The organism is Dietzia sp. NPDC055340, assembly GCF_053645335.1.
This window is the reverse complement of sequence record NZ_JBSHML010000015.1, coordinates 1-22,367: the sequence shown is the minus strand read 5'-3', so window position 1 is coordinate 22,367 and position 22,367 is coordinate 1. Positions and strand designations below refer to the sequence as shown.

Genomic DNA, 22,367 nt, shown 5'->3' with positions numbered 1-22,367 from the left:
CATGTCGGACAACAGTGCGCAGCAGCGCAAGGAGGTCGTCCAGCGCGGCCTGTGGTTCGAGGAGTACGAGGTCGGCACCGCGTACCTCCACCGCCCCGGCCGGACGATGACCGAGGCGGACAACGTCCTGTTCACCACGCTCACCATGAACACGCAGGCCCTGCACCTGGACGCGGCGTGGTCGGCCGAGCAGCCGGGCTTCGGCGGCGAGCGTCTCATGAACTCGATGCACACCCTGTCCACGCTGGTCGGCCTGTCGGTCGCGCAGCTCACGCAGGGCACGATCGTGGCGAATCTCGGGTTCTCCGAGGTCAACTTCCCCAAGCCGGTTCTACACGGCGACACGCTGTACGCGGAGACCATCTGCACCGACAAGCGCGAGTCGAAGTCGCGGCCGGGTGAGGGCATCGTCACCCTCGAGCACATCGGTCGCAACCAGCACGGCGACATCGTCGCCAAGGCGGTCCGCAAGACGCTGGTCCGCAAGCGCCCCACCGGAGAGGGATCGGCATGAGCGGCGCACCCGCATGGATCCCGCCCGGCCCGGCGCTGTTGTTCTGCCCGGCGGACCGCCCGGAGCGGTACGCCAAGGCCGCCGAGCGGGCGGACGTGGTGATCGTCGACCTCGAGGACGCCGTCGCGCCGGCGAAGCGGGCCGCCGCGCGTGATGCGCTGCGGTCCTCGGACCTGGATCCCGACCGCACGATCGTGCGCGTCAATCCGGTCGACACCTCCGACCACGCCGAGGACCTGGAGGCCTTCACCGCCACCGGCTACCGGTGCGTGATGCTCGCGAAGGCCGAGTCCGCCGCGCAGGTCACCGACCTGTACTCGGCGACCGGCGCCGCGGTGTTGGCGCTGGTGGAGACCCCGCTCGGCGTGGTCCGCGCGGAGGAGATCGCCTCCGCGCCGGGCTGCGCCGGGTTGATGTGGGGAGCCGAGGATCTGCTCGCCGCGATGGGCGGGTCGACCAGCCGGTTCTCCGCCGCCGAGGAGGGCGGGCCGCGGGTGGCGGGGGAGTACCGTGACGTCCCACGCCACGCCCGCACCCGGGTCGCGCTCGCCGCGGCCGCGTTCGGGCGGTGGGCGGTGGACTCGGTCCATCTCGACATCGCCGACGTCGAAGGTCAGCGCGCCGAGGCGCTCGACGCCGTCGCCCAGGGATATGTGGGCACGGCGTGCATCCATCCGTCCCAGGTGGCGGTGGTGCGTGAGGCCTATGCGCCCGACGACGACGAGGTGGCCTGGGCCCGCAAGGTCCTCGCCGCTGCGGAACACAACCAGGGCGTGTTCCAGCTGGACGGTCGCATGGTCGACGGTCCGGTCTTCCGCCAGGCCGAGTCGACGATGCGTCGCGCGGCCGCCGCCACCGAAGTGACAACCCCCCGGGCCTGATCCGGCCCCGCCCCCGAGGAGCACCGAGATGACCACCTCAAGTCTCGATTCCACACCACTCGATCCCGCGGTGTCCCACACGCGCGGGGAGACAGACATCCCTCTGCTCACGCAGACGATCCCCGACAATCTCGCGGCCACGGTCGAGCGGTTCGGGGATCGGGACGCCCTGGTCGACGTGCAGGCCGGACGCCGGTGGACCTATGCCGAGTTCCTCGCCGATGTGCGCCGGCTGGCGTCCGGCCTGCACCGGCTGGGGATCCGGGCGGGCGACCGCGTGGGTATCTGGTCGCCCAACCGTTGGGAGTGGGTGATGATCCAGTACGCCACCGCGGAGATCGGCGCCGTGCTGGTCAACATCAACCCGTCCTACCGGGTCCACGAACTGGAGTTCGTGCTGAAGCAGGCGGGGCTCAAGGCCGTCGTCGCGGCGCCCCAGTTCAAGGACTCTGATTACACGGGCATGCTGGCCCAGGTGCAGCCGAACTGCCCGGACCTGGAGTTCGTCGTCCTCTTCGGTGACGAGGAGTGGGAGTCGATGATGTCCGGGCCGACCCACACCGAGGAGCTGGCGGAGATCCGGGCGGGGTTGTCGTCGTCGGACCCGATCAACATCCAGTACACCTCGGGCACCACGGGCTTTCCCAAGGGCGCGACGCTCTCGCACTCGAACATCCTCAACAACGGGTTCTTCGTGGGCGAGCTGGTCAACTACTCGGAGGTCGACCGGGTGTGCATCCCGGTGCCCTTCTACCACTGCTTCGGCATGGTGATGGGCAACCTGGCGTGCACCACGCACGGCTCCGCCATGGTGATCCCCGGCCCGGCATTCGACCCGGTCGCGTCGCTGCGCGCGGTGGTGGAGGAGAAGTGCACCAGCCTCTACGGGGTGCCGACGATGTTCATCGCCGAGCTCGCGTTGGAGGACTTCGACTCCTACGACCTGTCGACGCTGCGGACCGGGATCATGGCGGGCTCGCCGTGCCCCGAGTCGACCATGCGTCAGGTGATCGAGAAGATGCACATGGAGGAGGTGTCGATCTGCTACGGCATGACCGAGACCTCGCCGGTCTCGACGCAGACCCGGTCCGACGACTCGCTCGACCGCCGCGTCTCCACCGTGGGTCGGGTCGGCCCGCACCTGGAGATCAAGATCATCGATCCGGGCACCGGCGAGACCCTCCCGCGCGGCGAGGCCGGCGAGTTCTGCACCAAGGGCTACAGCGTCATGCTGGGCTACTGGGACCAACCGGACAAGACCGCCGAGGCGATCGACGAGGCCGGATGGATGCGCACCGGCGACATCGGGGAGATGGACGACGACGGGTACGTCAGGATCACCGGCCGGATCAAGGACATGGTCATCCGCGGCGGCGAGAACATCTACCCGCGCGAGGTGGAGGAGTTCCTCTACACCCACCCGGCCATCCTCGACGCCCAGGTGATCGGCGTTCCCGACCCCAAGTACGGCGAGGAGCTCATGGCGTGGGTCCGGCTCAAGCCGGGACGGGACGATCTGACCGCAGACGAGGTCCGTGAGTTCGCCACCGGCAAGCTCGCCCGCCACAAGATCCCGAAGTTCGTCCACGTCGTGGATGAGTTCCCCATGACGGTCACCGGCAAGGTCCGCAAGGTCGACATGCGTGAGACCGCGATCGAGATCCTCGGGCTGGCCTGACAGGCCCGCACCCGTTCTTGACGCCCCTGAGCAAGGAGTGAGTGTATGTCCAGCAAGATCATGACCGCGGCGGAGGCCGTCGCGGATATCCCGGCCGGGGCGTCGATCGCCGCGGGTGGGTTCGGACTGGTGGGGATCCCCCAGGTCGTCATCGAGGCGCTCGCCGCGCGTGAGGTGGGGGACTTCGAGGTGTTCTCCAACAACGCCGGTGTCGACGGCAAGGGCCTGGGGATCCTTCTCGAGACCGGCAAGCTGCGCCGCATCGTGGCCTCGTATGTGGGGGAGAACAAGGAGTTCGCCCGCCAGTACCTGTCCGGTGAGTTGGAGGTCGAACTGACCCCGCAGGGCACGTTGGCCGAGCGGATGCGCGCCGGCGGTTCCGGGATCGGGGCGTTTTTCACCCGCACCGGCGTGGGCACCTTCGTCGCCGACGGCGGGATGCCGTGGAGGTACGACTCCGACGGTGGCGTGGCTTTGGAGTCCCCGCCCAAGGAGACCCGTGAGATCCGCGGGGAGACCTACGTACTCGAGCAGGCCATCGAGGCGGACTACTCCATCATCCGGGCCGCGGTGGCCGACCGCAGCGGCAATCTGCGGTTCAACCTCACCGCGCGGAACTTCTCGCCGCTGGCCGCGATGGCCGGCCGCGTGTGCATCGTGGAGGCGGAGAAGATCGTCGAGGTGGGCCAGCTCGCGCCGGACGACATCCACCTGCCCGGCATCTTCGTTCACCGCCTGGTGGAACTGACGGCCGAGCAGGTCGCCGGGACCAAGTGGATCGAGAAGACCACCACCAACCCGCCCTCGGAAGGACAGCGCTGATGAGCAACACCGCCACGCCCGCCCGCCGCGACCGTCAGGCCATGGCCGCCCGCGCGGCCCTGGAGTTGTCCGACGGGCAGTACGTCAACCTGGGGATCGGCCTGCCGACCCTGGTGCCCAACTACGTCCCCGACGGGGTGGAGGTGACGCTGCAGTCGGAGAACGGCCTGTTGGGCATCGGACCGTACCCGCACCCAGATGATGTGAATCCGGACCTGATCAATGCGGGTAAGGAGACGGTGACGACGTTGCCCGGCTCGTCGATCTTCGACTCGGCGACCAGCTTCGGGATGATCCGCTCCGGCAAGATCGATGTGGCGATCCTCGGCGCGATGCAGGTCAACCCCGCCGGCGATATCGCCAACTGGATGGTGCCCGGGGCCATGGTCAAGGGCATGGGCGGGGCGATGGACCTCGTCGTGGGTGCTCGTCGGATCGTGGTGGTCATGGACCAGGTCGCCAAGGACGGCTCGTCCAAGATCGTCTCCGAGATCACCCTGCCGCTGACCGGGCTGGGATGCGTGAACCGCATCATCACCGAGCTCGGCGTGTTCGACCGCGACTCCGGCGGCCTGACCCTGATCGAGCTGGTCGACGGCGTCACCCTCGAGCAGATCACGGCCGCCACGGACGCACCCTTCGAGGTGGCCGACCACCTGAAGTGACACCGACCCCGGCGGCGGCCGGGCCCGGAACCGGCACCCCGGTCGGCACCCTCGTGCCGGCCGGGGCGCCGGCGTGGTGCTGCCCGCGAATCGGCGAACCGCACCCATTCCGGGTCGCTCCCTTTCCGGGCCGCACCCCTTCCGGGCCGGGGCCGGCTGCCCGGGCAGACTGGAGGCCGTGAACAACCTCCCCGGGCCTCGACAGCCGCTTCCGGCCACCGGCGCACCACACGGCGCCCCGGGACTCTGGACGACACCGATCCGGGGGCGGGTCGCGGTGGCTGCTCTCGGCTGGGTGCTGGTCTACATCGTCGGCGCCGTCGTCGTCGTCATTCTCGGGATGCTCGCGGTGCGGGAGTGGGGAAGTGGACGACCACCCGCCGCCCCGCTGGCCCTGGCCGTGTTGGCCGGCACCGCGGTGGCCGCGCTCGCCGCCGTCCGGACCCACCTGCTGCGCCGACGGTGGCTGAGATGGGCGGACCTCGGCCTGCGACGTCCGGATAGGTCGCCTCTACATCTGCTGTGGCAGATCCCGGCGGTGATGGGCACGGGCATGGTGGCCTCGATGTTCGTCCTACTCCCGCTCGCCCCCGCCGGGGAGACGGGGGACGACGCGGTCTCGGAGGCGCTCGGCGACCTCGTCTCCGGCGGCCCGGCCTACGTCGTGCTGGGCCTGGTCACCGTGGCCGTTCTCGTACCTGTCGTCGAGGAGATCGTGTTCCGAGGCATCGTGCTGCCGGCCCTGCGGGCGAGGTACCGGGCCGCGGTGGGCATCACGCTCGCGGGAGGCGTGTTCGCGGCGGTGCACTTCGTGCCGCCCGCGCTGCCGTACCTGCTGGTGGTGGGGATCGCGTTGTGCGCTATGGCCGAGTGGTACCGGTCGATCGTGCCCGGGATCGTGCTGCACGGGGTGAACAACGCGATCGTGTTCACGGGTGTGGTGGCCGGAGCCGGGGCACTCTGACCGCGGACCGGACCGGGCCGGACCGGGCCGGGCCCGGCCTCAGGCGAGGAGCGCGGAGACCAGCAGCAGGACCGGCAACGCACCGAGCGTGGTGATGACCGCCGAATCCCGTGCGAGGAGTATCCCGTGTCCGTAGCGCGTGGCCACGACGAGCACGTTCTGTGCGGTGGGCAGCGCGGCCGCCACCACCACGGTGAGCAGCTCGTGGCCCTGCATCCCGAGCAGCCCGGCGCCGAGGGCGTAGGCGAGGAGCGGGTGCGCGATGAGCTTGAGAACGCTCGCGAGCCAGATCTCGCGGCGTGGTGACGCCCCGGCTTCGAGGACCTTCACGCCGTAGAGCGACATGCCGAACACCAACAGCGCGCCGGGGACGGAGATCTGGCCGATGAGTTTCACCGGCTCCAGCAGTGTCTCCGGCGGGGTCCACGGCACGGCAGCCATCACGACCCCCGCGAGCGCCGCCAGGACGATCGGGGTGCGGATGGCCTGCACGAGTGCGCCCAGGGCACCGCTGAGGGCGCCCCCGTTCCCGTGGGTGCCGTCCGTCCGGTCGGCATCCCGCGCCTGGGCGCGCTCGAGAACCGCGATGGCGATCGGCTGGAGGACGACCACCTGGAACAACAGCAGTGGCATGACGAAGCCGAGGTCGCCCAGGACATACAGGGCGATGGGGATGCCGAGGTTGGCCGAGTTCACGTACCCGGCGGACAACGCGCCGATCACCAGGTCGGACGCGGGTCGTCGGAGCCACATCCGGGCGATGGCCATGTAGAGGACCGCGATGATGATCGCGGAGACCGCGGACACCACGAACACGCCGGTGAAGACCTGGTCGAGCGTGGTGCGGGCGAGCGCGTCGAACAGCAGTGCCGGGGTGGCGACGAAGAACACCAGCCGGTTGAGGACCAGCCGGGCGTCGCTGCCGAGGACATCGGTCCGGGCGAGGAACCAGCCCAGGGCGACGAGTGCGACGATCACGGCGAAGCCGTTCAGGACACCTGCCACGGTGGGGAGCTCCTCGGATCAGGCGGCGGGAGGGGGCGCGGGGGAGACCAGCGGTAACGCCGATCGGGGCCGTGCGCTCCTTGTTCAGGAGGCACAGCCCCGATCGGGTTGCTGTTGCCTTAAGTCGGCGGCCCGGTGGGCACGCGCAGGACGAGCGGGCGCTGTCTGAGACCGCGCCTAGCGGCGACTCAGCGGCTGGTGAAGGGCAGCAGAGCCATCTCGCGGGCGTTCTTGACCGCCACGGCGACCTGACGCTGCTGCTGCGGGGTCAGGCCGGTGACGCGGCGCGAACGGATCTTGCCACGATCGGAGATGAACGTGCGGAGGGTGTTGACGTCCTTGTAGTCGACGGTCTCGATGCCGGCGACCTTCAAGGGGTTCTTCTTGGGCCGGCGGCCCTCCTGGGCCCGGGCCTTCTTGGACGGGGTGCTACGTGCCTTAGCCATGATTACCTACTCACCAACTCGACTTCGTGACACCGGGCAGCTCGCCACGGTGGGCCATCTCGCGCATGCGAACGCGGGAAAGGCCGAACTTCCGGAGGTAGCCGCGCGGGCGGCCATCGGCGACGTCGCGGTTACGCACCCGCACGGGCGAGGCGTCACGCGGCATCTTGTTGAGCGCGGTCTGGGCATCCATACGTGCCTCGTCCGAGCTCTCGGGGTTCTTGATGATTGCCTTGAGCTCGGCGCGGCGCTCGGCGAACCGGGCGACCTTAGCCTTGCGCTGCTCGTTGCGCGCGATCTTGGACTTCTTGGCCACGGGTCAGCGCTCCTCTCGGAATTCGACGTGCTTACGGACGACCGGGTCGAACTTCTTGAGGACGATGCGGTCCGGGTTGTTACGACGGTTCTTGCGGGTCACGTACGTGAACCCGGTACCGGCCGTGGACTTCAGCTTGATGATGGGACGAATGTCGTTACGGGCCATCTCAGATCTTCTCCCCACGGGCACGGATACGGGCCACCACGGCCTCGATGCCGTCGCGGTCGATGGTCTTGATGCCCTTCGTCGAGACCGTCAGCGTGACGCGACGACCCTCGGAGGGCAGGAAGTAGCTACGACGCTGGACATTCGGGTTCCAGCGACGGTTGGTCCTGCGGTGTGAGTGCGAGACGGACTTGCCGAAACCCGGCTTCCGTCCCGTTACCTGGCAATGCGCCGACATGGCGTGGTTCTCCTTCCGCCCCGTCCTCGGTGGCGCGCGGCGGAGGAACGCTCGTCCTCCGGCCGGGGCCGGAGCAAGAGCGGATCGCCACGTCGCGAACACCTTGAGAGGCGATTGCAAACGTGCAGACAACAGCGATGGTCTAGTTTACGCAGCCGGTGGCCCGAAACGGTAATCGGCACGTCAGTGGTGGTATCGCCGCCGCTCACGCCGCGCCGGGCGGCGGGCGTCCGTGCTTGAATTGGGTGCTCGGCCATCATACGGGTACGATCTACCGATGCGTGTGCTGAGACCGGACTCCCCGGTTCGGCCACTGGCCACAGCGCGCCCCACTCGTGGGGCGAGCGCCAGACCCACAGTCTTCTACCGAGCTAGAGGGATCCAGTTATGAAGAACGATATCCACCCCGACTACCACCCGGTGGTCTTCCAGGACTCGGGCACGGGCACCAAGTTCCTCACCCGTTCCACCGCCACCAGCGACCGCACGGTCGAGTGGGAGGACGGCCAGTCCTACCCGCTGATCGTCGTGGACGTGACCAGCGAGTCGCACCCGTTCTGGACCGGCGCGCAGCGTGTCATGGACACCGCCGGCCGCGTCGAGAAGTTCCAGCGCCGCTACGGCAACCGCACCCGCCGCGCAAAGTGAGCCGCGGGGCGCCAGCGCCCCGATCCACCTTTTAACCCGAGGACACACATCATGGCAGTTCCCAAGCGCCGCCTCTCGCGCGCCAACACCCATTCCCGTCGTTCGCAGTGGAAGGCTGACAACGTCGCCCTCCAGGAGACCAAGGTCGACGGCCGCGCCGTCGTCCTTCCCCGTCGTCTGGTGAAGGCCGCGAAGCTCGGCCTGGTCGACCTCGACCGCTGAACCGCCTCCGGCTGATTCCGATCAGCCGAGTACGGCGGTGCCCGGCGCGCCGCACGCACACGCCCGTCACGAACCCGGTGGATCCTCAGGGAGCCACCGGGTTCGTCGGCGTCTGAGGGGCCGTCTTCAGCGTCACTCTGTGATTCCTCAGCAGGGGTTCAGGCGCGTGCGCGAGACTGAGCGTCATGAAGATCCTCGTGGTAGACGACGACCAGGCGGTGCGCGAATCGCTTCGACGCTCGCTGACGTTCAACGGATACGAGGTCGACCTGGCCGGTGACGGGATCGAGGCCATCGAGATGGTGGACGAGGACCGTCCCGATGCCGTGATCCTCGATGTGATGATGCCCCGTCGGGACGGCCTCGAGGTGTGCCGGATCCTCCGTAGCCGGGGCGACGACCTGCCGGTGTTGATGCTCACCGCCCGTGATGCGGTGTCCGAGCGGGTGGCAGGGCTCGACGCCGGCGCCGACGACTACCTGCCCAAGCCGTTCGCGTTGGAGGAGCTGCTGGCGCGTCTGCGGGCACTGCTGCGCCGCCGGGGGCCCGAGTCCGAGGACGCCGACGAGGTGTTGGAGTTCGAGGATCTGCGCATGGATCTCGCGACCCGGGAGGTCACGCGAGGCGAACGACGGATCCAGCTCACCCGCACCGAGTTCTCGCTGCTCGAGCTGCTTCTGCACCACCCGCGACGGGTGCTGACACGCAGCCACATCCTCGAAGAGGTGTGGGGCTACGACTTCCCGACCTCCGGCAACGCGCTCGAGGTCTACATCGGTTATCTCAGGCGCAAGACCGAGGGAGAGGGAGAGGTCAGGCTCATCCACACCGTCCGTGGTGTCGGATACGTGCTGCGCGAGACGCCGTAGCGGTGGCAGCCGGCACGGTCGGGAGGAACTCCACACCGATCTCGTTGCACCAGCGGGTCACCCTGCTGGCGGCGAGCTCGGTGGGGGTCGCTGTGGCTCTCATGGCCGTCGCGGCCTACTTCGTCGTGTCCGGGTCCCTGTACAAGGGCGTCAACGAGCGGCTCCAACAGCAGGCGGACCAGCTGGTCAACAGCCAGCTCGCCTCGGAGTTCGCGCTGCAGTCCAGAAGTACGCTCATCGCGCTCCGGGCATTCAACCCCAACCTCGACGCGCAGATCATCGCCCCGTCGGGCGGTCGCACCGCGACCGGCGAGCCGTTCCAGATCGGCGCACCCGAGATCGGGGTGGTTCGGGGCGAGGCGGAGTCGAGCCTGCGCGCCTCCGGGGGCAAACAGATCTATGCCGTCGGCGTTCGCGACGGCTCCACCCTGATCTTGGCCCAGGACCTCGGCCCCACCCGGGCGACGCTGAACAGGCTCGCGATCGTACTCACCCTGGTCGGGGCGGCGGGGATAGCCTTGGCCGCGGTCGCGGGCACCGCGGTGGGGCGGACCGGCCTGGCGCCGGTGGCCAAACTCACCAGAGCGGTCGAGCGGATCGCGCGCACCGACGACCTACGGCCCATCCCGGTCACCGGGGACGACGAGATCGCACGGCTGACCACCAGGTTCAACCAGATGCTGATCGCGCTCAGTGAGAGTCGGGAGCGGCAGGCGAGACTCGTCGCGGATGCCGGCCATGAACTCAAGACCCCTCTGACCAGCTTGCGGACCAACGTGGAGCTTCTCATCGCGGCAAGCCGTCCGGGCGCGCCGTCGATCCCGGACGACGATCGTCGGGAACTCGCGGTCGACGTGGTGGGGCAGATCTCCGAGCTGAGCCAGCTGGTCGGCGATCTGGTCGAGCTGGCTCGCGAGGACTCCGGGGAGGTCGAGCTGGAGCCGGTCGCGGTGTCCGAGGCCGTCGAGCGTGCGCTCGAGCGCGTCCGGCGTCGGCGACACGACGTCGACTTCCGGGTCGAGCTCGTTCCCTGGTACTCGTTCGGTGACTCCGCCGGCATCGAGCGGGCCGTGCTCAACATCTGCGACAACGCCGCGAAGTGGAGCCCCGGCGGCGGGACCGTCACAGTGCGCATGCGCCCGATCTCCGAGGCGGTGATGGAGCTGACCGTCGCGGATCAGGGGCCGGGGATTCCCGAGTCGGACCGACAGCTGGTGTTCGAGCGTTTCCATCGCTCGCGCGAGGCGCGGGCCATGCCGGGGTCCGGGCTCGGGCTGGCCATCGTGCATCAGGTCGTTACGCGGCACGGGGGCACCGTCGAGGTCGGCGAAGCCGAGGGGGGAGGCGCGGAAGTACGCGTGACTCTTCCGGGTAGCGAGGAGTCTTCCGTCTGAACCGACTGGTGGCGCGATTCCAGGCTCGTTTCAGCGGACACACAGCACCGTGGGGGACGATGGCGGGTATGGAGAACGAGAACGGTCGAGTCCCGGGTACATCCGGGTCCGGCGACGAATGGGCGTCGGGAACAGGTACGGGAGCGGGCGGTCACGGTCGGCAACCTGCGGGACAGTATCCGCATGGGGGACAGGGTCCTCACGGCCCGCAGAACCCGTATGCCGGCCCGTCACAGGGACAGGCGCAGGGCGCGGGTGGCGGAAGCTGGACCGGTGGGGGCGCGCAGCCGACTGCCGGCGGTCCCGACGGTCCCCAGCCCTTTCCCGGTGGTCCCGGCGGCCCCCAGCCGACCTCGGTGTTCCCTCCCGCTACCGGGCCGCAGCCCATGGACCCGTCGGAGCCGGGTGCTCCGCGGGAGAAGAAGTCCGGCCGGGGACTGCTCGTCGCGGGGATCATCGCGGCGATGCTGGTCTCGGGCGGTCTGGGTGGCTGGGTCGGAGCGAGTGTCGCCGGAGGCTCCGGTGGGGGGCTCTCCTCGCCGATCAGCATGTCGCAGCCGGAGAGTCAGGCGCCGGACGGCACCGCCGAGGCGGTGGCGGACAAGGTCCTGCCGAGCGTCGTCTCGATCGCCGTGCGCGGCCAGACCGGGAGTGGCGAAGGATCGGGCGTGATCCTCACCCAGGACGGCTTGATCATCACAAACAACCACGTGGTCGGTATGGCGGCTGCAGGCGGCGAAATCCAGGTCCGTTTCGATGACGGATCCAAGGCGCCCGCCCGGATCATCGGTACCGACCCGGCGACCGACATCGCCGTCATCAAGGCGGACACGTCCAAGGCGCTCACGCCGGTCTCCCTGGGTACGTCGGCGAACCTCAAGGAAGGCCAGGCGGTCGCGGCGGTCGGTTCGCCACTGGGGCTGTCAGGGACCGTGACCACCGGTATCGTCTCCGCGCTGGATCGCCCGGTGCGGGCCGGCGGCGCGCAGTCCGACCAGAGCACGGTGATCAACGCCATCCAGACCGACGCCGCCGTCAACCCCGGCAATTCGGGTGGCGCCCTGGTCAACATGAACGGTGAGCTGGTGGGCATCAACTCGGCTATCGCCTCCCTGGGCTCCGGGAACTCCGGGTCGATCGGCCTCGGGTTCGCGATCCCCGTGGATCAGGCCCGCCGTATCGCCGATCAGCTGATCAAGCAGGGTTTCGCCACGCGGGCGATGCTCGGGGTCTCGGTCAGTGACGCGCCCGGGAGTGACGGCGCCCTCGTCCGGGGGGTCGAGGCCGGCGGGCCGGCGGCGGAGGCGGATATCCGTGACGGGGCGATCATCAGCCGCGTCGGGGAGCGCATCATCGAGAACGGCGACGCACTGGTGGCGGCAATCCGCTCCCACGCCCCCGGGGAGACGATCAGTGTCACCTATGCTGCACGTGAGGGCGAGCAGCCGACCACCGTCGACGTTGTACTGGGAGAGGCGAGATGAGCACCAGATTCGATCCGCGGGCACTGCCCGGAGGCCGCAGGCTGCCCACCGAGGTGGAGTTCGATCCGGAGGCGGCCGAGCCCGTGGAGCCGCGCATCGCGGGCCGCGCCATGGTGGTGCTCGTGACCGACCGCTCCGGTGAACACGGGGACACCATCGGCCCGCTGGTCACCGAACTGCTCGAGGAAGAGGGCTTCCTCGTGGGCGGCGTGGTGGGGGTCGCCGCCGAGGAGACCGAGGTGCGTAAGGCGCTGGAGACGGCGGTCGTCGGTGGCTTCGACTTCGTGGTCACCATCGGCGGCACGGGCGTGGGGCCCCGCGACATCACGCCCGAGGTGACGGAGGAGATCCTCGACCAGCGGTTGCCGGGTATCGCCGAGGCCGTCCGTTCGTCCGGGCTGACCGCCGGTGCGGTCGACTCGATCGTGTCCCGCGGCTACGTGGGGGTCTCCGGCAGCACGGTCGTGGCCAACCTGGCACCGAGCCGGGCCGCGATCCGCGATGGCATGGCCACCCTGTGCCCGCTGGTCTCCTACGTCGTGGCGCAGCTGTCGGACCTCGACGAGTTGTGACCGACCGGAGCACGGCCCGGCCGGACACAGCCGGGTCGGATAGACCCCGCCCGGACAAGGCCCGGCTCGACGCCGTGTTCGGCGAGACCCTGCCCGTGACCACCTCCGACGAGCGGCGCGGGCGGGACGGTCACCTGGACGACGACTGGTGGCGCGAGCAGCGCCCACCCCATCACGGTTGAACCGCGGTCCCCGGTCGGCCACGCAGAGAACCCCTGCTCCTTCAGGTGAGGAGCAGGGGTTCTCTGCTGTGCGGATCTCCCGCCCGCGCCCGGTTCCGGTGAGCTGGCAGGCTGCGGGTCACAGGTTGCTGGAGGGGCTCTGCGGGTCGGAGGGGTGCGTCAGGGGACGGCCGGCGAGCAGGTCGCGGATCTCGACCAGGAGGTCGTTGTCGCTCGCGGGGGCCTCGACGCCCTTGCGCTTGGCGGCGGCCTCCTTCATCGAGTTCATCGGTGCCACCAGGACGAAGTAGATGATCGCGGCGATCAGCAGGAAGTTGATGATCGCGGTCACGAGCATCCCGAAGTCCATGATGGTCTCGGGATTGTCCGGCAGTAGCTGGACCGCGAATCCGATCTCCTTGTTGCCGCCGAGAAGTGCGATGAGCGGATTGATGATCGCCGTGGTGAAGGCGTCGACGATGGTGGCGAACGCCGAACCGATGACAACGGCGACCGCGAGGTCGATCACGTTGCCCTGCATGATGAATTCCTTGAAGCCCTTGAGCATCGCGCACTCCTACCTGTCAGTGCCCGGTCCATCATGTGAATGGCCGTGCGTTCGTGTGTGGTGCGGACGGATAGTACCAACACCTCCGACCGGATCCGAAGCACTGTCAACAGTAGTTTTCATCCATGGACGATCACCGCGAGCGGCGTCCCGGCGGCGGTCGCGGCCAGCTCCGGCGCGGCGGATTCGGGGACCTCGACGAGGATCGACCGGCCTCCCGTGCGCGCGGGCGGAGCGTCGCGGACGCGGGCCGCCCGGGCCACGACAACCGGCGCGCCCCTGGTCGCCACGTCGTGGTCCGGGGTCGCTTCCGCATTCGCGCCTGCGGCGTCAGCGCGCGCGGTGCCGGTGTTCGCTGCCTCTGCGCCCGCAGCGGCGACGGCCACGAGGTCGACGAGGTCCCCGGGGCTGAGGACGTCGGCCACCGCGGGGTCGGCGAGCGGGATGGGAACGACCCGCAGGGCCTCGCCGTCTGCCGACCGGCGGTGCGGGGAGAAGTCCGAGAGGGTTCCCGAGCTTCCGGGAAGGCCGCCGTGAGCGGGGGTGAGGTCCCCGGCGGTGGCGTCCTCGGCGTCGTCGGCCCCGCCGGCGAACGGCGCGGCCAGCACGAGCGCACCCGCGAGGGCGATTCGAGCGGCGCGTCGGCGCCGCCAACGACCCGGTGCGGTCGCGGTGGCGATGGTCCCGCGCATGTGGATCCCCCGTCGGTCGGCGCCTAGGGCGGCGGTGTGGGGCCGACGGTACCGGCGGTCGGCCCCGACCAATCGAGGAAAACGGCGTGGGAGCCGGCGCCTGTGGAGGGGGAGCGGCCTGTGGAGAACCGGTTGCGGCAGGCGGTGGCGTTCGGTGCGACGACGACGCCGAGGCGGCGGCTACGTGCTGCCTACGTGGTGCCCGAGCTGCCGGACGAGCTCGAGCCGGAGGAGCTGGAAGCCGACGAGCTGCTCGACGGGCTGCTGCTCGAGGACCCGCTGCTGGAAGAGCCACCGCTGGAGGAACCTGACGAGGAGCCTCCGGAGGAGTTGCCCGACGAGCCGGTGCCGCCGGACGAGCCCGCGCCGGCGCGGCTGTCGGTGCGGTAGAAGCCGGAGCCCTTGAACACGACGCCCACCGTGTTGAACAGCTTGCGCAGGCCGCCCCCGCACTGCGGACAGTCCGTCAGCGAGTCCTCGTCGAAGGACTGCTGGATGTCGAACGCGACGTCACAGTCGCGGCAGCGGTACGAATAGGTGGGCATGGGGCCTCCCGGGGAGCAGGGACAACGCCTGGCACTCTACTCCGCTGAGTGCCAGGTTTCGAAGTCGAGAAGCCCCTCCTCCGTGATCACGCCGTCCACCGCGCGGTCGTGGGCCTCGACCGGGACGCGCTCGACCACGTTCTCGGTATCCAGTAGCGCCAGCAGGCGGGTGCGTGGCCCCGCGAACTGAAGGGAACGGTCGTAGTAGCCGCCGCCCCGGCCGAGTCGGTTGCCCCGGCGGTCCACGGCCACGGCCGGCACCAGCACGAGATCGGCCCCGGCGATCGTCTCCGGACCTTCCGGTGGCGCCGACGGGACGGGGATGCCGAAACGGCCCGGCGCCAGGTCCGCGGGGCCGGCGTACTCCGCCCATCCCAACGGGCCGACCGCCGGGGAGACGGGGAGAAGAACACGCGCGCCGGAGTCGACGAGACGTGAGAGGAGTCCGGAGCCGCCGGCCTCGTCGTCGTCGGGAACATAGGCACAGACCACCATCCCGGCGGAGACGATCTCTCCCAGTCCGACCAGGATCGCGCCATCGCGCTCGGCGCGCACCGACGGCGGCACCGCGGCGCGCCGGGCACGCACCACCCGCCTCAGTTCGGACTTGTCCATGGCCCCAGTCTGCCTGGCGACGGAGGGGCGCCGTCTCATAGGAGAGGCGCCGGGTTCGGGGCGAGGCGTGGCGTGGGGGAGTCAGGTCCTGCGTCTACAGTGATGCCCATGACGTCCACCGCTTCGTCCGACTCGCAGTTCCGGACCGCCGTCGTGCCCGCCGCAGGCCTCGGGACCCGGTTCCTGCCCGCCACAAAGACGGTGCCCAAGGAGCTGCTGCCGGTCGTCGACACGCCCGGTATCGAGCTCATCGCCGAGGAGGCCACCGAGGCCGGCGCGGGTCGCCTGGCGATCGTCACCTCCGAGCGTAAGGTCGGCGTGATGGCGCACTTCGCCGATGACCCGGTCCTCGAGGGCACCCTCGAGGACCGCGGCAAGGACGTGCTGCTGCACAAGGTGCGGCGCGCGCCCGGCCTGATCGAGGTCGTGGACGTGCGCCAGGAGGAACCGCTCGGGTTGGGGCACGCGGTCGCGCAGGTCGAGTCCGAGCTGGGCGCCGACGAGCAGGCCATCGCCGTGCTGCTGCCCGACGACCTGGTTCTGCCGTTCGGGATCCTCGGCCAGATGTCGGACGTGCGGGCCGCGCGTGGCGGCAGCGTGCTGTGCGCGTTCGAGGTGGATCCGGAGAACGTGTCCTCCTACGGCGTGTTCGAGGTCGAGGACACCGACGATCCGGCCGTGAAGAAGGTGCTCGGCATGGTCGAGAAGCCGGCTGCCGAGGACGCGCCGTCGAACCTCGCCGCGGCGGGACGGTACGTCCTGGACCGGGTGATCTTCGACGCGCTGCGGCGGATCACCCCCGGCGCCGGTGGCGAGCTGCAGCTCACCGATGCGATCGACATGCTCATCGACGAGGGTCACCCCGTGCACGTGGTGGTGCACGACGGCGCCCGCCATGACCTGGGCAACCCCGGTGGCTACATCAAGGCGTGCGTGGACTTCGCCCTGGGCAATCCGGCGTACGCGGACGACCTGCGCGAGTGGCTCGCCGGCCGGCTCGGTTCCTGACACCGACCCGCCCCGGCGCCGACAACGGCCCCCTGAGGCCGGCACCGGCCGCCGGGGGGAACGGGCGTGGTCTGGTGGGCGTAGCCGAGACCCCGCCCGTGCGCTGCGAACACGCCCGGATTCGGCGGCGCCGCCGCGGAAGTCGGGCATATGGCCGCTACCCTCTCCCACAGAGACCCGGGGGCCCGGCTCCGCGGCGCGGTGGCGAGCACCGCCCCGCGGGCGCGGGCTGATTCGGCCGGAACAGGTACGGGAAGGGGGCACTGGTGCGCTCTGTCGAGGAACAGCTGGCTCTGGTGACGGCGGCCGCGGTCGCCCCGCGCCCGGTTCGGGTGTCGATCTCCGAGGCACAGGGTCTGCTGTGTGCCGAGGAGGTCGTGGCTGAACGACCACTCCCGTCGTTCGATCAGGCGGCCATCGACGGCTACGCGGTGCGCAGCGTCGACGTCCGGGTCGGCGGCTCCGGAGACGGCCGCGGCGAGGGCGAGCAGTCCGGCCCCGCCACGCTGCCGGTGGTCGGGCAGATCACCGCCGGCTCCCGGCAGCCCACGCGACTGCAGCCGGGCCAGGTGGTCCGCGTCGACACCGGAGCGCCCCTGCCGACACTCGCGGACGCGGTCCTGCCCGTGGGCTGGGCCGAGGCGTCGGGACGGCACATCACCCCGACCCGCGGCGTCCGCACCGGCGACTACGTGAGGCGGATCGGCGACGACGTGCAGCCGGGCGATGTGGCGGTGCGCGCCGGGAGCATCATCGGGCCCGCCCAGGTGGGCCTGCTCGCGTCCGTCGGCCGGGCCAAGGTGCTCGTGCACCCCAAGCCGCGGATGTCCGTCATCTCGGTGGGCGACGAGCTCCTCGACGTGGACGCCCGCCCCGGCACCGGGCAGGTCTACGACGTCAACTCCTACGCGCTCACCGCCGCCGGCCGCGACGCCGGCGCCGACGTGCACCGGGTGGGCATCGCCAGCACCGAGCCCGGACGCCTGCGCGAGGTGCTCGAGGGGCAGCTCGTGCGCTCCGAACTCGTGGTGGTCTCCGGCGCCGCGGGCGGTGAGGCCACCACCCGCATCCGGCAGGTGATGGCCGAGCTCGGTGAGATCGAGGTCAACCGCGTGGCGATGCACCCGGGTTCCGTGCAGGGGTTCGGCCGGCTCGGACGCGACGAGGTGCCCACCTTCCTGCTCCCGTCGAACCCGGTCAGCGCGCTGGTGGTGTTCGAGATCATGGTGCGCCCGCTGATCCGCATCGCGCTCGGCAAACGCCAGCCCATGCGCCGCACGGTCCGCGCCCGGACCGTCGCCCCCATCTCCTCGGTCGAGGGTCGTCGCGGCTACCTGCGCGGGCAGCTCATGCGCGACACCGACACCGGCGAGTACCTGGTCCGGGCACTCGGCGGTGCGCAGGGCGCCTCCACGCACCTCCTGGCCTCGCTCGCCGAGGCGAACTGCCTCGTCGTGATCGATCCCGAGGTCGACGCGGTGCGGGCCGGCGACGAGGTCGACGTGATGTTCCTCGCCCAGCGCGGCTGAGCGGCGCGACCGTGTGGAGCGCGTTGGCGGGCGAGACCGCCCACCATCCGGGCTGGCCGATCGAGGCCGGCCCGCTCCGTGTCCGCGGCGGGGTCGTGACCCTGCGTCCGGTGCGCCGCAGGGACGCGCGCGAATGGTCGGCGCTGCGGCTGGGCGAGCGGGCGTACCTGGAACCGTGGGAACCCACGGTCGAGGGCCCTTGGAGTCAGAACAACACCCCACGCGCCTGGCCCGGAATCCACTCGCAGCTGCGCCGCTACGCCCGCGCGGGGGCCACGATCCCCGCGGCCATCGAGCTGGACGGCACGTTCTGCGGCCAGCTCACCGTGGGCGGGATCGTGCGCGGCGCGCTGCACTCGGGCTGGGTCGGCTACTGGGTGGGCCGGCCCTTCGTCGGTACGGGCGTGGCCACCGCGGCACTGGCCCTGGGCCTGGATCACGCGCTCGGGCCGGGCGCCCTGCACCGCGTCGACGCCACCGTCCGCCCGGAGAACGCGGCCAGCCGCGTGGTGCTCGAGCGTTGCGGTCTACGGCAGGAGGGGGTGCTACGGCGCTACCTCCACGTGGACGGCGCCTGGCGGGACCATCTGCTGGTGGCGCGCACCCGGGAGGAACACGGCAGGGGAGCCGTGGCCGCGCTCGTGGACGCCGGATTCGCACAGCGCGTCTGAGTATGTCCTGAGCATCGTGACCTGCGGCGCGCCGCCACAAAGCCGGGCTCGGCCGCCGTTACGGTTGGGACCTCACCACGACGTCCCGAGTCGGGGTAGACGCTCGAGGAGGCCTGATCGATGTCGAGCTCACTGCTGATCATCCTGCTGGTGGTGGTCTGGCTGTTCGTTCTCGCGCCGATGCTCATCCGGTCGCGCAATCCCATCCGCCGCACCGGTGACGCGCTGGCCCAGACACGAACGCTGTACTCCGGCGGCTCGGGCCGACTCGTGCCCAGTCGCGGGCCCGCCGCCGCGGACCCGGTGCAGGCCGAACCCGAGGAGTCGCGGTTCGGTCTGCCGACCGGAGCCGGAGCCACCGACGCCGAACTGCTCGACACCGAGACCTGGGAGCACACGCTCGAGCAGACCCTGCGCCGGGAGGCGGCGGGCCGGCGCGGCGAGGCCGTCCGCCGTGCGATGGAGGAACGCCGCAACGCCGCCACGGGTGGCGGCGAGTTGTCCGAGGAGATCACCTCCGAGATCCCGGCGGTCGTCGTGTCCGACGACGACGAGGCGGCAGAGGCCGTCGCCTCCGTCGACGAGCGGACCGCATCAGCCGTGGCTGCTGGGACCGCTGCCGAGGTCCGGTCCGCCGACATCCGCACCACGGACGTCCGGGCCGGGGGCGCCCGCGCGGTCGCGGACCGGCCCGCCGCCGACTCGGTGCGGCCCGAGGTCGTCGACGGTGAGCTGCTCGAGCGCCCCGCCGCCCGTTCGGCCGCGGGGCGCGTGGATCACGCCGAGGACGCGGCGGGCATCGATGCCGAGGCCGTCCACCTGCATCGCGGTCGTCGTCGTCATGCCGAGCCCGAGGTGGAGCTCACCGATGCCGATCTGGACTTCGCCGAGCGGCGTCGTGGGCGCGGGGCCTACGACCCGATGGCGGATCGTCAGGCCGCCGAGCAGCGGGCGCACGCGCGCCAGCGCACAGCCCTGTTGCTCGTCGGGTTGGCGGTGGCCGCCGTGATCGCGGCGCTGCTCACCGTCCCGGCCGTGTGGTGGTTCGCCGGCGGCGCGGTGCTGCTGCTGGCCGCCTACCTGACGTACCTGCGCCGCCAGGTCCGGCTCGAGGAGAGCCTGCGCCGCCGCCGTGTCGAGCGGATGCGCCGCGCGCGGCTGGGCGTGGAGTCGCGTGAGGACGACGAGCTGTCGGTTGTCCCGCCGCGGCTGCGCCGCCCGGGCGCCGTGGTCCTGGAGATCGACGACGAGGACCCCGCGTTCGACGTGCTGGACACCTACGATCGCGACCTCGACAGCGGCCCGGACCATCACGACCGCCGGTCGACGCACCGCGAGCCGCTGCGCCGCGCGGTGGGCTGACCCCGGCCCCTCCCCCCTTTGCGAGCTTCGACGCCGCGGCCCGAATGAGGGCCGCGGCGTCGTCGTCTCGGTCGCGGACGTCAGGTGCGACGCCGCAGCAGGAGCACGCCGTCCTTGATCGTGGCCGCCTGAGTGCCGTCGGGAGAAATGACCTCCCTCGGGCGGATCTCCTGGGTGACGACGTCCCAGAGCGCCGGGTCCAGGGCGAGATCCTCGAGTTCCTCGGCCGGCGTGGGCATCGTGTGGACAGCGTGCCCGTGCCCGTGCCCGCGCCCGTGCCCGTGGCCGACGGCGTCAGCCCGCTCCCGCGAGGCCTCGCGCCCCCACGGCGGGATGTCGTGTTCGCTTTCGAAGACGTGCGTCACCAGCAGGAGGAGCCCACCGGGCCGGAGATACCCGGCGGACCGGCGCAGAATCTCGATGCGCTGCAGCTCCACCTCCGAGTGGAGGAAGCTGGCCGTCACCAGGTCGAAACTCTGCTCTGTTTCCCACGTGGACAGGTCGTGCGCGACCCAGTCGATGTTCGCCGACACCCCGCGTGCGGCCGCGGCCTCGGCGCCGCGGGCGGTGGCGGTGGGAGAGATGTCCACGGCCGTGACCCGCCACCCCTGCTCGGCGAGCCAGACGGCGTCGCCGCCCTCCCCGCATCCCAGCTCGAGGACGTCGCCGGCCTCGAGTGTGCTGACCACGGCGGCGGTGCTGGCGTTGACACCTCCCGGCCAGCGGACCTCGCCCCCGGCATAGCGGCTCTCTCAGTGCTCGGCGGGAGAGGGCGTGGCGTGAACTGGCGTGGCGGGGGCGAGGCCCGACACCGCCCGGACCGCCCGGTCGAACTCTTCGGTGACGAGGGCCATGTTGACCATCCCGCCGGCCATCGCGCCCGCCGCCATCGCCACCGGAACGGTCGCTCCGGGGTTGGCCACATTGCCAACGGCCCAGATACGAGGATGGCTCGTCTTGCCCGTCATATCCGTGGCGAGGAACGATCCGATCGGGTTGGTGGCCCGCTCCAGCTCGAAGTGGGCCACGACGTCGTCGTGGGGGAGGGCTTGCGAGGCCACGAAGATCGCGTCGAGTTCCACCTCGCTGCCGTCGGCCAGACGCACGCCGCTCAGTTCGTCGTCGCGGGACAGGACCGCAGCGACGGGCGTGTCCACGAGCTCCACCCCACGCGAGCGCAGCCGCGCCACGACGTCCGGGTCGAGCTCGCCCACGGCCGCGGTGAAAAAGATCAGGTCGTCACTCCATTGGCGCACCAGCTGGGCCTGGTGCAGCGACATCTCGGACGTGCCGAGAACCGCCAGCCTGCGGCCGCGGACCTCCCAGCCGTGGCAGTAGGGGCAGTGCAGCACGCTGGTGCCCCAGAATTCCCGGATACCGGGGATGTCCGGCAGGCCGTCGGTCATCCCGGTCGCGAGGATCAGTGCACGCGCGGATGCGGGCGCTGCGTCCGCGAACCGGACGGTGAGGCCGGCCTCGTCGTCGTCGGGGTCGTTGTCGTCCACGCCGGTCACCATGCCCGGACGGATCGTCACGTCGTACGCGGCCACCTCCGAGCGTCCACGGCGGAGGAGTTCGGCCGGGTCGGTGCCGTCGTCGCCGAGCACGCCGTGCATGTGGGCGGCGAAGCGGTTGCGGGGCTCGCCGGCGTCCACCACGAGCACGCGGCGGCGGGCGCGCCCCAGCATGAGTGCCGCGGACAGGCCGGCGGCACCTCCGCCGATGATGACCGTGTCCCATGGATCTCCGTGTGCGGCGTTCTGGTGTGTCGGGTCTTCGGGCGGCTGGGCCGCGTCGTCGGTGTCGCGCCGACCGCGGTCCTTGCTCTCTCGGGTTTCGCTCATGAGTGCAGTCTGCGGGCGGGCGTGCGAGACCTGCAAGAAATATTGCTGGTCTGGCAAGGTTCCGCAGGCGGCGGCCGCGGCGGCGGGCATTCGGTGACCGGCGGCCCTGCCGGTTTGGTTGGTGGGCGGGGCGTACTGGTAAGGTGTTCCACGCTGCCCGAGAGGGTCGCATTCCAGCCCGCAAGGGTGGACCCACTGCCCGCGAGGGCGGTGAGGGGCTATAGCGCAGTTGGTAGCGCGTCTCGTTCGCATCGAGAAGGTCAGGGGTTCGATTCCCCTTAGCTCCACAAGGTAATTAGCATGTCAGAGGCCGTTTCCGGGAAACCGGGGACGGCCTTCGTGCGTTCGGCTGGGCACGGTCTGGGCATCCCTACATTAAGTTTGGCCTTTACCCGTTACCGTTATTGAACCTCCGGTGGTCGGAGGTCTGGTCGCTTGAGTGGGCATGGCTTTCTTGCCCTGCCATCAATGGTCCGGGGGGTGTTG

Annotated in this window: 27 protein-coding genes, 1 tRNA gene and 2 pseudogenes; 19 read left to right on the top strand and 11 right to left on the bottom strand. The window is 70.5% G+C overall.

The features are described from left to right. Position 1 precedes the first annotated feature (1 nt). The 6 genes from ACWIFB_RS12155 to ACWIFB_RS12130 all read left to right on the top strand — a co-directional run bounded on the left by ACWIFB_RS12155 (position 2) and on the right by ACWIFB_RS12130 (position 5,524). Positions 2-514: a MaoC family dehydratase gene (locus tag ACWIFB_RS12155; protein ID WP_344988179.1), complete on the top strand. Its 513-nt coding sequence runs from the start codon at positions 2-4 to the stop codon at positions 512-514. Then, positions 511-1,395, top strand: a complete 885-nt coding sequence (locus ACWIFB_RS12150) for an HpcH/HpaI aldolase/citrate lyase family protein (RefSeq protein WP_454058365.1) — start codon at positions 511-513, stop codon at positions 1,393-1,395. Before ACWIFB_RS12155 ends, ACWIFB_RS12150 begins: the two co-directional genes overlap by 4 nt. Before the next feature lie 28 nt (positions 1,396-1,423). Next, positions 1,424-3,073 carry an AMP-binding protein gene (locus tag ACWIFB_RS12145; RefSeq protein WP_454058364.1) on the top strand — a complete coding sequence of 550 codons (1,650 nt, stop codon included), beginning with the start codon at positions 1,424-1,426 and terminating at the stop codon, positions 3,071-3,073. A 45-nt stretch (positions 3,074-3,118) separates the two neighbouring features. Further along, complete coding sequence (locus tag ACWIFB_RS12140; RefSeq protein ID WP_454058363.1) at positions 3,119-3,895, top strand: CoA transferase subunit A; 777 nt, start codon at positions 3,119-3,121, stop codon at positions 3,893-3,895. Then, positions 3,895-4,560, top strand: a complete 666-nt coding sequence (locus ACWIFB_RS12135; RefSeq protein ID WP_344988171.1) for a 3-oxoacid CoA-transferase subunit B — start codon at positions 3,895-3,897, stop codon at positions 4,558-4,560. Before ACWIFB_RS12140 ends, ACWIFB_RS12135 begins: the two co-directional genes overlap by 1 nt. Positions 4,561-4,738: 178 nt before the next feature. Further along, positions 4,739-5,524 carry a CPBP family intramembrane glutamic endopeptidase gene (locus tag ACWIFB_RS12130; RefSeq protein ID WP_452098684.1) on the top strand — a complete coding sequence of 262 codons (786 nt, stop codon included), beginning with the start codon at positions 4,739-4,741 and terminating at the stop codon, positions 5,522-5,524. A gap of 39 nt (positions 5,525-5,563) precedes the next feature. Here the strand turns inward: ACWIFB_RS12130 and ACWIFB_RS12125 are convergent, their stop codons facing one another. From ACWIFB_RS12125 to rpmB, 5 genes are all read right to left on the bottom strand, one after another. Next, positions 5,564-6,529, bottom strand: a complete 966-nt coding sequence (locus ACWIFB_RS12125) for an AEC family transporter (protein ID WP_452098685.1) — start codon at positions 6,527-6,529, stop codon at positions 5,564-5,566. A 188-nt stretch (positions 6,530-6,717) separates the two neighbouring features. Then, positions 6,718-6,975 carry a 30S ribosomal protein S18 gene (rpsR, locus tag ACWIFB_RS12120; RefSeq protein WP_230930083.1) on the bottom strand — a complete coding sequence of 86 codons (258 nt, stop codon included), beginning with the start codon at positions 6,973-6,975 and terminating at the stop codon, positions 6,718-6,720. Positions 6,976-6,985: 10 nt separating this feature from the next. Then, positions 6,986-7,291, bottom strand: coding sequence for a 30S ribosomal protein S14 (rpsN, locus tag ACWIFB_RS12115; RefSeq protein ID WP_182633241.1), 306 nt, complete (start codon positions 7,289-7,291; stop codon positions 6,986-6,988). Between the two features lie 3 nt (positions 7,292-7,294). Then, complete coding sequence (gene rpmG, locus ACWIFB_RS12110; RefSeq protein ID WP_010542298.1) at positions 7,295-7,459, bottom strand: 50S ribosomal protein L33; 165 nt, start codon at positions 7,457-7,459, stop codon at positions 7,295-7,297. A gap of 1 nt (position 7,460) precedes the next feature. Next, positions 7,461-7,697 (bottom strand): 50S ribosomal protein L28, encoded by a 237-nt coding sequence (rpmB, locus tag ACWIFB_RS12105; RefSeq protein WP_230930081.1) that lies wholly within the window; start codon positions 7,695-7,697, stop codon positions 7,461-7,463. 387 nt (positions 7,698-8,084) lie between these two features. Here rpmB and ACWIFB_RS12100 point away from each other — a divergent pair, with 387 nt between their 5' ends. The 7 genes from ACWIFB_RS12100 to ACWIFB_RS12070 all read left to right on the top strand — a co-directional run bounded on the left by ACWIFB_RS12100 (position 8,085) and on the right by ACWIFB_RS12070 (position 13,068). Then, positions 8,085-8,345, top strand: a complete 261-nt coding sequence (locus tag ACWIFB_RS12100) for a type B 50S ribosomal protein L31 (RefSeq protein ID WP_230930080.1) — start codon at positions 8,085-8,087, stop codon at positions 8,343-8,345. A 51-nt stretch (positions 8,346-8,396) separates the two neighbouring features. Beyond that, complete coding sequence (gene rpmF / locus ACWIFB_RS12095; RefSeq protein ID WP_230930079.1) at positions 8,397-8,567, top strand: 50S ribosomal protein L32; 171 nt, start codon at positions 8,397-8,399, stop codon at positions 8,565-8,567. Positions 8,568-8,752: 185 nt separating this feature from the next. Further along, the gene (locus ACWIFB_RS12090) at positions 8,753-9,436 is read left to right on the top strand and encodes a response regulator transcription factor (RefSeq protein WP_230930078.1); all 684 of its coding nucleotides are present in this window, start codon (positions 8,753-8,755) and stop codon (positions 9,434-9,436) included. A gap of 2 nt (positions 9,437-9,438) precedes the next feature. Continuing rightward, positions 9,439-10,830 (top strand): ATP-binding protein, encoded by a 1,392-nt coding sequence (locus tag ACWIFB_RS12085; RefSeq protein WP_452098686.1) that lies wholly within the window; start codon positions 9,439-9,441, stop codon positions 10,828-10,830. Between the two features lie 386 nt (positions 10,831-11,216). After that, complete coding sequence (locus tag ACWIFB_RS12080; RefSeq protein ID WP_454058362.1) at positions 11,217-12,314, top strand: S1C family serine protease; 1,098 nt, start codon at positions 11,217-11,219, stop codon at positions 12,312-12,314. Beyond that, positions 12,311-12,886, top strand: coding sequence for a MogA/MoaB family molybdenum cofactor biosynthesis protein (locus tag ACWIFB_RS12075; protein ID WP_452098688.1), 576 nt, complete (start codon positions 12,311-12,313; stop codon positions 12,884-12,886). The genes ACWIFB_RS12080 and ACWIFB_RS12075 overlap by 4 nt, the downstream gene beginning before the upstream one ends. Further along, positions 12,883-13,068: a hypothetical protein gene (locus ACWIFB_RS12070; RefSeq protein WP_452098690.1), complete on the top strand. Its 186-nt coding sequence runs from the start codon at positions 12,883-12,885 to the stop codon at positions 13,066-13,068. The genes ACWIFB_RS12075 and ACWIFB_RS12070 overlap by 4 nt, the downstream gene beginning before the upstream one ends. Before the next feature lie 118 nt (positions 13,069-13,186). On the opposite strand, the gene mscL is transcribed toward ACWIFB_RS12070, so the two are convergent. Continuing rightward, positions 13,187-13,615 (bottom strand): large conductance mechanosensitive channel protein MscL, encoded by a 429-nt coding sequence (gene mscL, locus ACWIFB_RS12065; protein WP_452098691.1) that lies wholly within the window; start codon positions 13,613-13,615, stop codon positions 13,187-13,189. 119 nt (positions 13,616-13,734) lie between these two features. Next, the gene (locus ACWIFB_RS12060) at positions 13,735-14,307 is read right to left on the bottom strand and encodes a hypothetical protein (RefSeq protein ID WP_454058361.1); all 573 of its coding nucleotides are present in this window, start codon (positions 14,305-14,307) and stop codon (positions 13,735-13,737) included. 120 nt (positions 14,308-14,427) lie between these two features. Here ACWIFB_RS12060 and ACWIFB_RS12055 point away from each other — a divergent pair, with 120 nt between their 5' ends. Continuing rightward, complete coding sequence (locus tag ACWIFB_RS12055; RefSeq protein WP_452098743.1) at positions 14,428-14,697, top strand: hypothetical protein; 270 nt, start codon at positions 14,428-14,430, stop codon at positions 14,695-14,697. Between the two features lie 14 nt (positions 14,698-14,711). Here ACWIFB_RS12055 and ACWIFB_RS12050 read toward each other — a convergent pair. Together ACWIFB_RS12050 and ACWIFB_RS12045 are read right to left on the bottom strand one after the other, a co-directional pair. Next, positions 14,712-14,852 (bottom strand): annotated as a pseudogene (locus ACWIFB_RS12050) (FmdB family zinc ribbon protein); the annotation flags it as partial. 36 nt (positions 14,853-14,888) lie between these two features. Further along, positions 14,889-15,467 (bottom strand): 5-formyltetrahydrofolate cyclo-ligase, encoded by a 579-nt coding sequence (locus tag ACWIFB_RS12045; protein WP_452098693.1) that lies wholly within the window; start codon positions 15,465-15,467, stop codon positions 14,889-14,891. A 108-nt stretch (positions 15,468-15,575) separates the two neighbouring features. Here ACWIFB_RS12045 and ACWIFB_RS12040 point away from each other — a divergent pair, with 108 nt between their 5' ends. The 4 genes from ACWIFB_RS12040 to sepX all read left to right on the top strand — a co-directional run bounded on the left by ACWIFB_RS12040 (position 15,576) and on the right by sepX (position 20,037). Further along, the gene (locus ACWIFB_RS12040) at positions 15,576-16,475 is read left to right on the top strand and encodes a UTP--glucose-1-phosphate uridylyltransferase (protein ID WP_454058360.1); all 900 of its coding nucleotides are present in this window, start codon (positions 15,576-15,578) and stop codon (positions 16,473-16,475) included. 266 nt (positions 16,476-16,741) lie between these two features. Next, a complete protein-coding gene (gene glp / locus ACWIFB_RS12035) occupies positions 16,742-18,004 on the top strand; it encodes a molybdotransferase-like divisome protein Glp (protein ID WP_230930069.1) in 1,263 nt (420 codons plus the stop codon). A gap of 23 nt (positions 18,005-18,027) precedes the next feature. Then, a complete protein-coding gene (locus tag ACWIFB_RS12030; protein ID WP_454058359.1) occupies positions 18,028-18,675 on the top strand; it encodes a GNAT family N-acetyltransferase in 648 nt (215 codons plus the stop codon). A gap of 120 nt (positions 18,676-18,795) precedes the next feature. Beyond that, entirely contained in the window at positions 18,796-20,037 is a 1,242-nt protein-coding gene (sepX, locus tag ACWIFB_RS12025) for a divisome protein SepX/GlpR (RefSeq protein WP_454058358.1), read from the top strand. Positions 20,038-20,117: 80 nt separating this feature from the next. Here the strand turns inward: sepX and ACWIFB_RS12020 are convergent. Next, positions 20,118-20,732: pseudogene (locus tag ACWIFB_RS12020) on the bottom strand (class I SAM-dependent methyltransferase); the annotation flags it as partial. Between the two features lie 57 nt (positions 20,733-20,789). Beyond that, positions 20,790-21,881, bottom strand: a complete 1,092-nt coding sequence (locus tag ACWIFB_RS12015) for an NAD(P)/FAD-dependent oxidoreductase (protein WP_454058357.1) — start codon at positions 21,879-21,881, stop codon at positions 20,790-20,792. A gap of 214 nt (positions 21,882-22,095) precedes the next feature. Here ACWIFB_RS12015 and ACWIFB_RS12010 point away from each other — a divergent pair. Continuing rightward, positions 22,096-22,168: transfer RNA gene (locus tag ACWIFB_RS12010), tRNA-Ala, on the top strand. Positions 22,169-22,367: the final 199 nt, after the last annotated feature.

What these genes read in the sequence shown, in the direction of transcription:
- ACWIFB_RS12155 (WP_344988179.1), top strand. Translation starts at nt 2, where the DNA reads ATGTCGGACAACAGTGCGCAGCAGCGCAAGGAGGTCGTCCAGCGCGGC.
- ACWIFB_RS12150 (WP_454058365.1), top strand. Translation starts at nt 511, where the DNA reads ATGAGCGGCGCACCCGCATGGATCCCGCCCGGCCCGGCGCTGTTGTTC.
- ACWIFB_RS12145 (WP_454058364.1), top strand. Translation starts at nt 1,424, where the DNA reads ATGACCACCTCAAGTCTCGATTCCACACCACTCGATCCCGCGGTGTCC.
- ACWIFB_RS12140 (WP_454058363.1), top strand. Translation starts at nt 3,119, where the DNA reads ATGTCCAGCAAGATCATGACCGCGGCGGAGGCCGTCGCGGATATCCCG.
- ACWIFB_RS12135 (WP_344988171.1), top strand. Translation starts at nt 3,895, where the DNA reads ATGAGCAACACCGCCACGCCCGCCCGCCGCGACCGTCAGGCCATGGCC.
- rpsR (WP_230930083.1), bottom strand. Translation starts at nt 6,975, where the DNA reads ATGGCTAAGGCACGTAGCACCCCGTCCAAGAAGGCCCGGGCCCAGGAG.
- rpmG (WP_010542298.1), bottom strand. Translation starts at nt 7,459, where the DNA reads ATGGCCCGTAACGACATTCGTCCCATCATCAAGCTGAAGTCCACGGCC.
- rpmB (WP_230930081.1), bottom strand. Translation starts at nt 7,697, where the DNA reads ATGTCGGCGCATTGCCAGGTAACGGGACGGAAGCCGGGTTTCGGCAAG.
- ACWIFB_RS12100 (WP_230930080.1), top strand. Translation starts at nt 8,085, where the DNA reads ATGAAGAACGATATCCACCCCGACTACCACCCGGTGGTCTTCCAGGAC.
- rpmF (WP_230930079.1), top strand. Translation starts at nt 8,397, where the DNA reads ATGGCAGTTCCCAAGCGCCGCCTCTCGCGCGCCAACACCCATTCCCGT.
- ACWIFB_RS12090 (WP_230930078.1), top strand. Translation starts at nt 8,753, where the DNA reads ATGAAGATCCTCGTGGTAGACGACGACCAGGCGGTGCGCGAATCGCTT.
- ACWIFB_RS12080 (WP_454058362.1), top strand. Translation starts at nt 11,217, where the DNA reads ATGGACCCGTCGGAGCCGGGTGCTCCGCGGGAGAAGAAGTCCGGCCGG.
- ACWIFB_RS12075 (WP_452098688.1), top strand. Translation starts at nt 12,311, where the DNA reads ATGAGCACCAGATTCGATCCGCGGGCACTGCCCGGAGGCCGCAGGCTG.
- mscL (WP_452098691.1), bottom strand. Translation starts at nt 13,615, where the DNA reads ATGCTCAAGGGCTTCAAGGAATTCATCATGCAGGGCAACGTGATCGAC.
- ACWIFB_RS12060 (WP_454058361.1), bottom strand. Translation starts at nt 14,307, where the DNA reads ATGCGCGGGACCATCGCCACCGCGACCGCACCGGGTCGTTGGCGGCGC.
- ACWIFB_RS12045 (WP_452098693.1), bottom strand. Translation starts at nt 15,467, where the DNA reads ATGGACAAGTCCGAACTGAGGCGGGTGGTGCGTGCCCGGCGCGCCGCG.
- ACWIFB_RS12040 (WP_454058360.1), top strand. Translation starts at nt 15,576, where the DNA reads ATGACGTCCACCGCTTCGTCCGACTCGCAGTTCCGGACCGCCGTCGTG.
- sepX (WP_454058358.1), top strand. Translation starts at nt 18,796, where the DNA reads ATGTCGAGCTCACTGCTGATCATCCTGCTGGTGGTGGTCTGGCTGTTC.
- ACWIFB_RS12015 (WP_454058357.1), bottom strand. Translation starts at nt 21,881, where the DNA reads ATGAGCGAAACCCGAGAGAGCAAGGACCGCGGTCGGCGCGACACCGAC.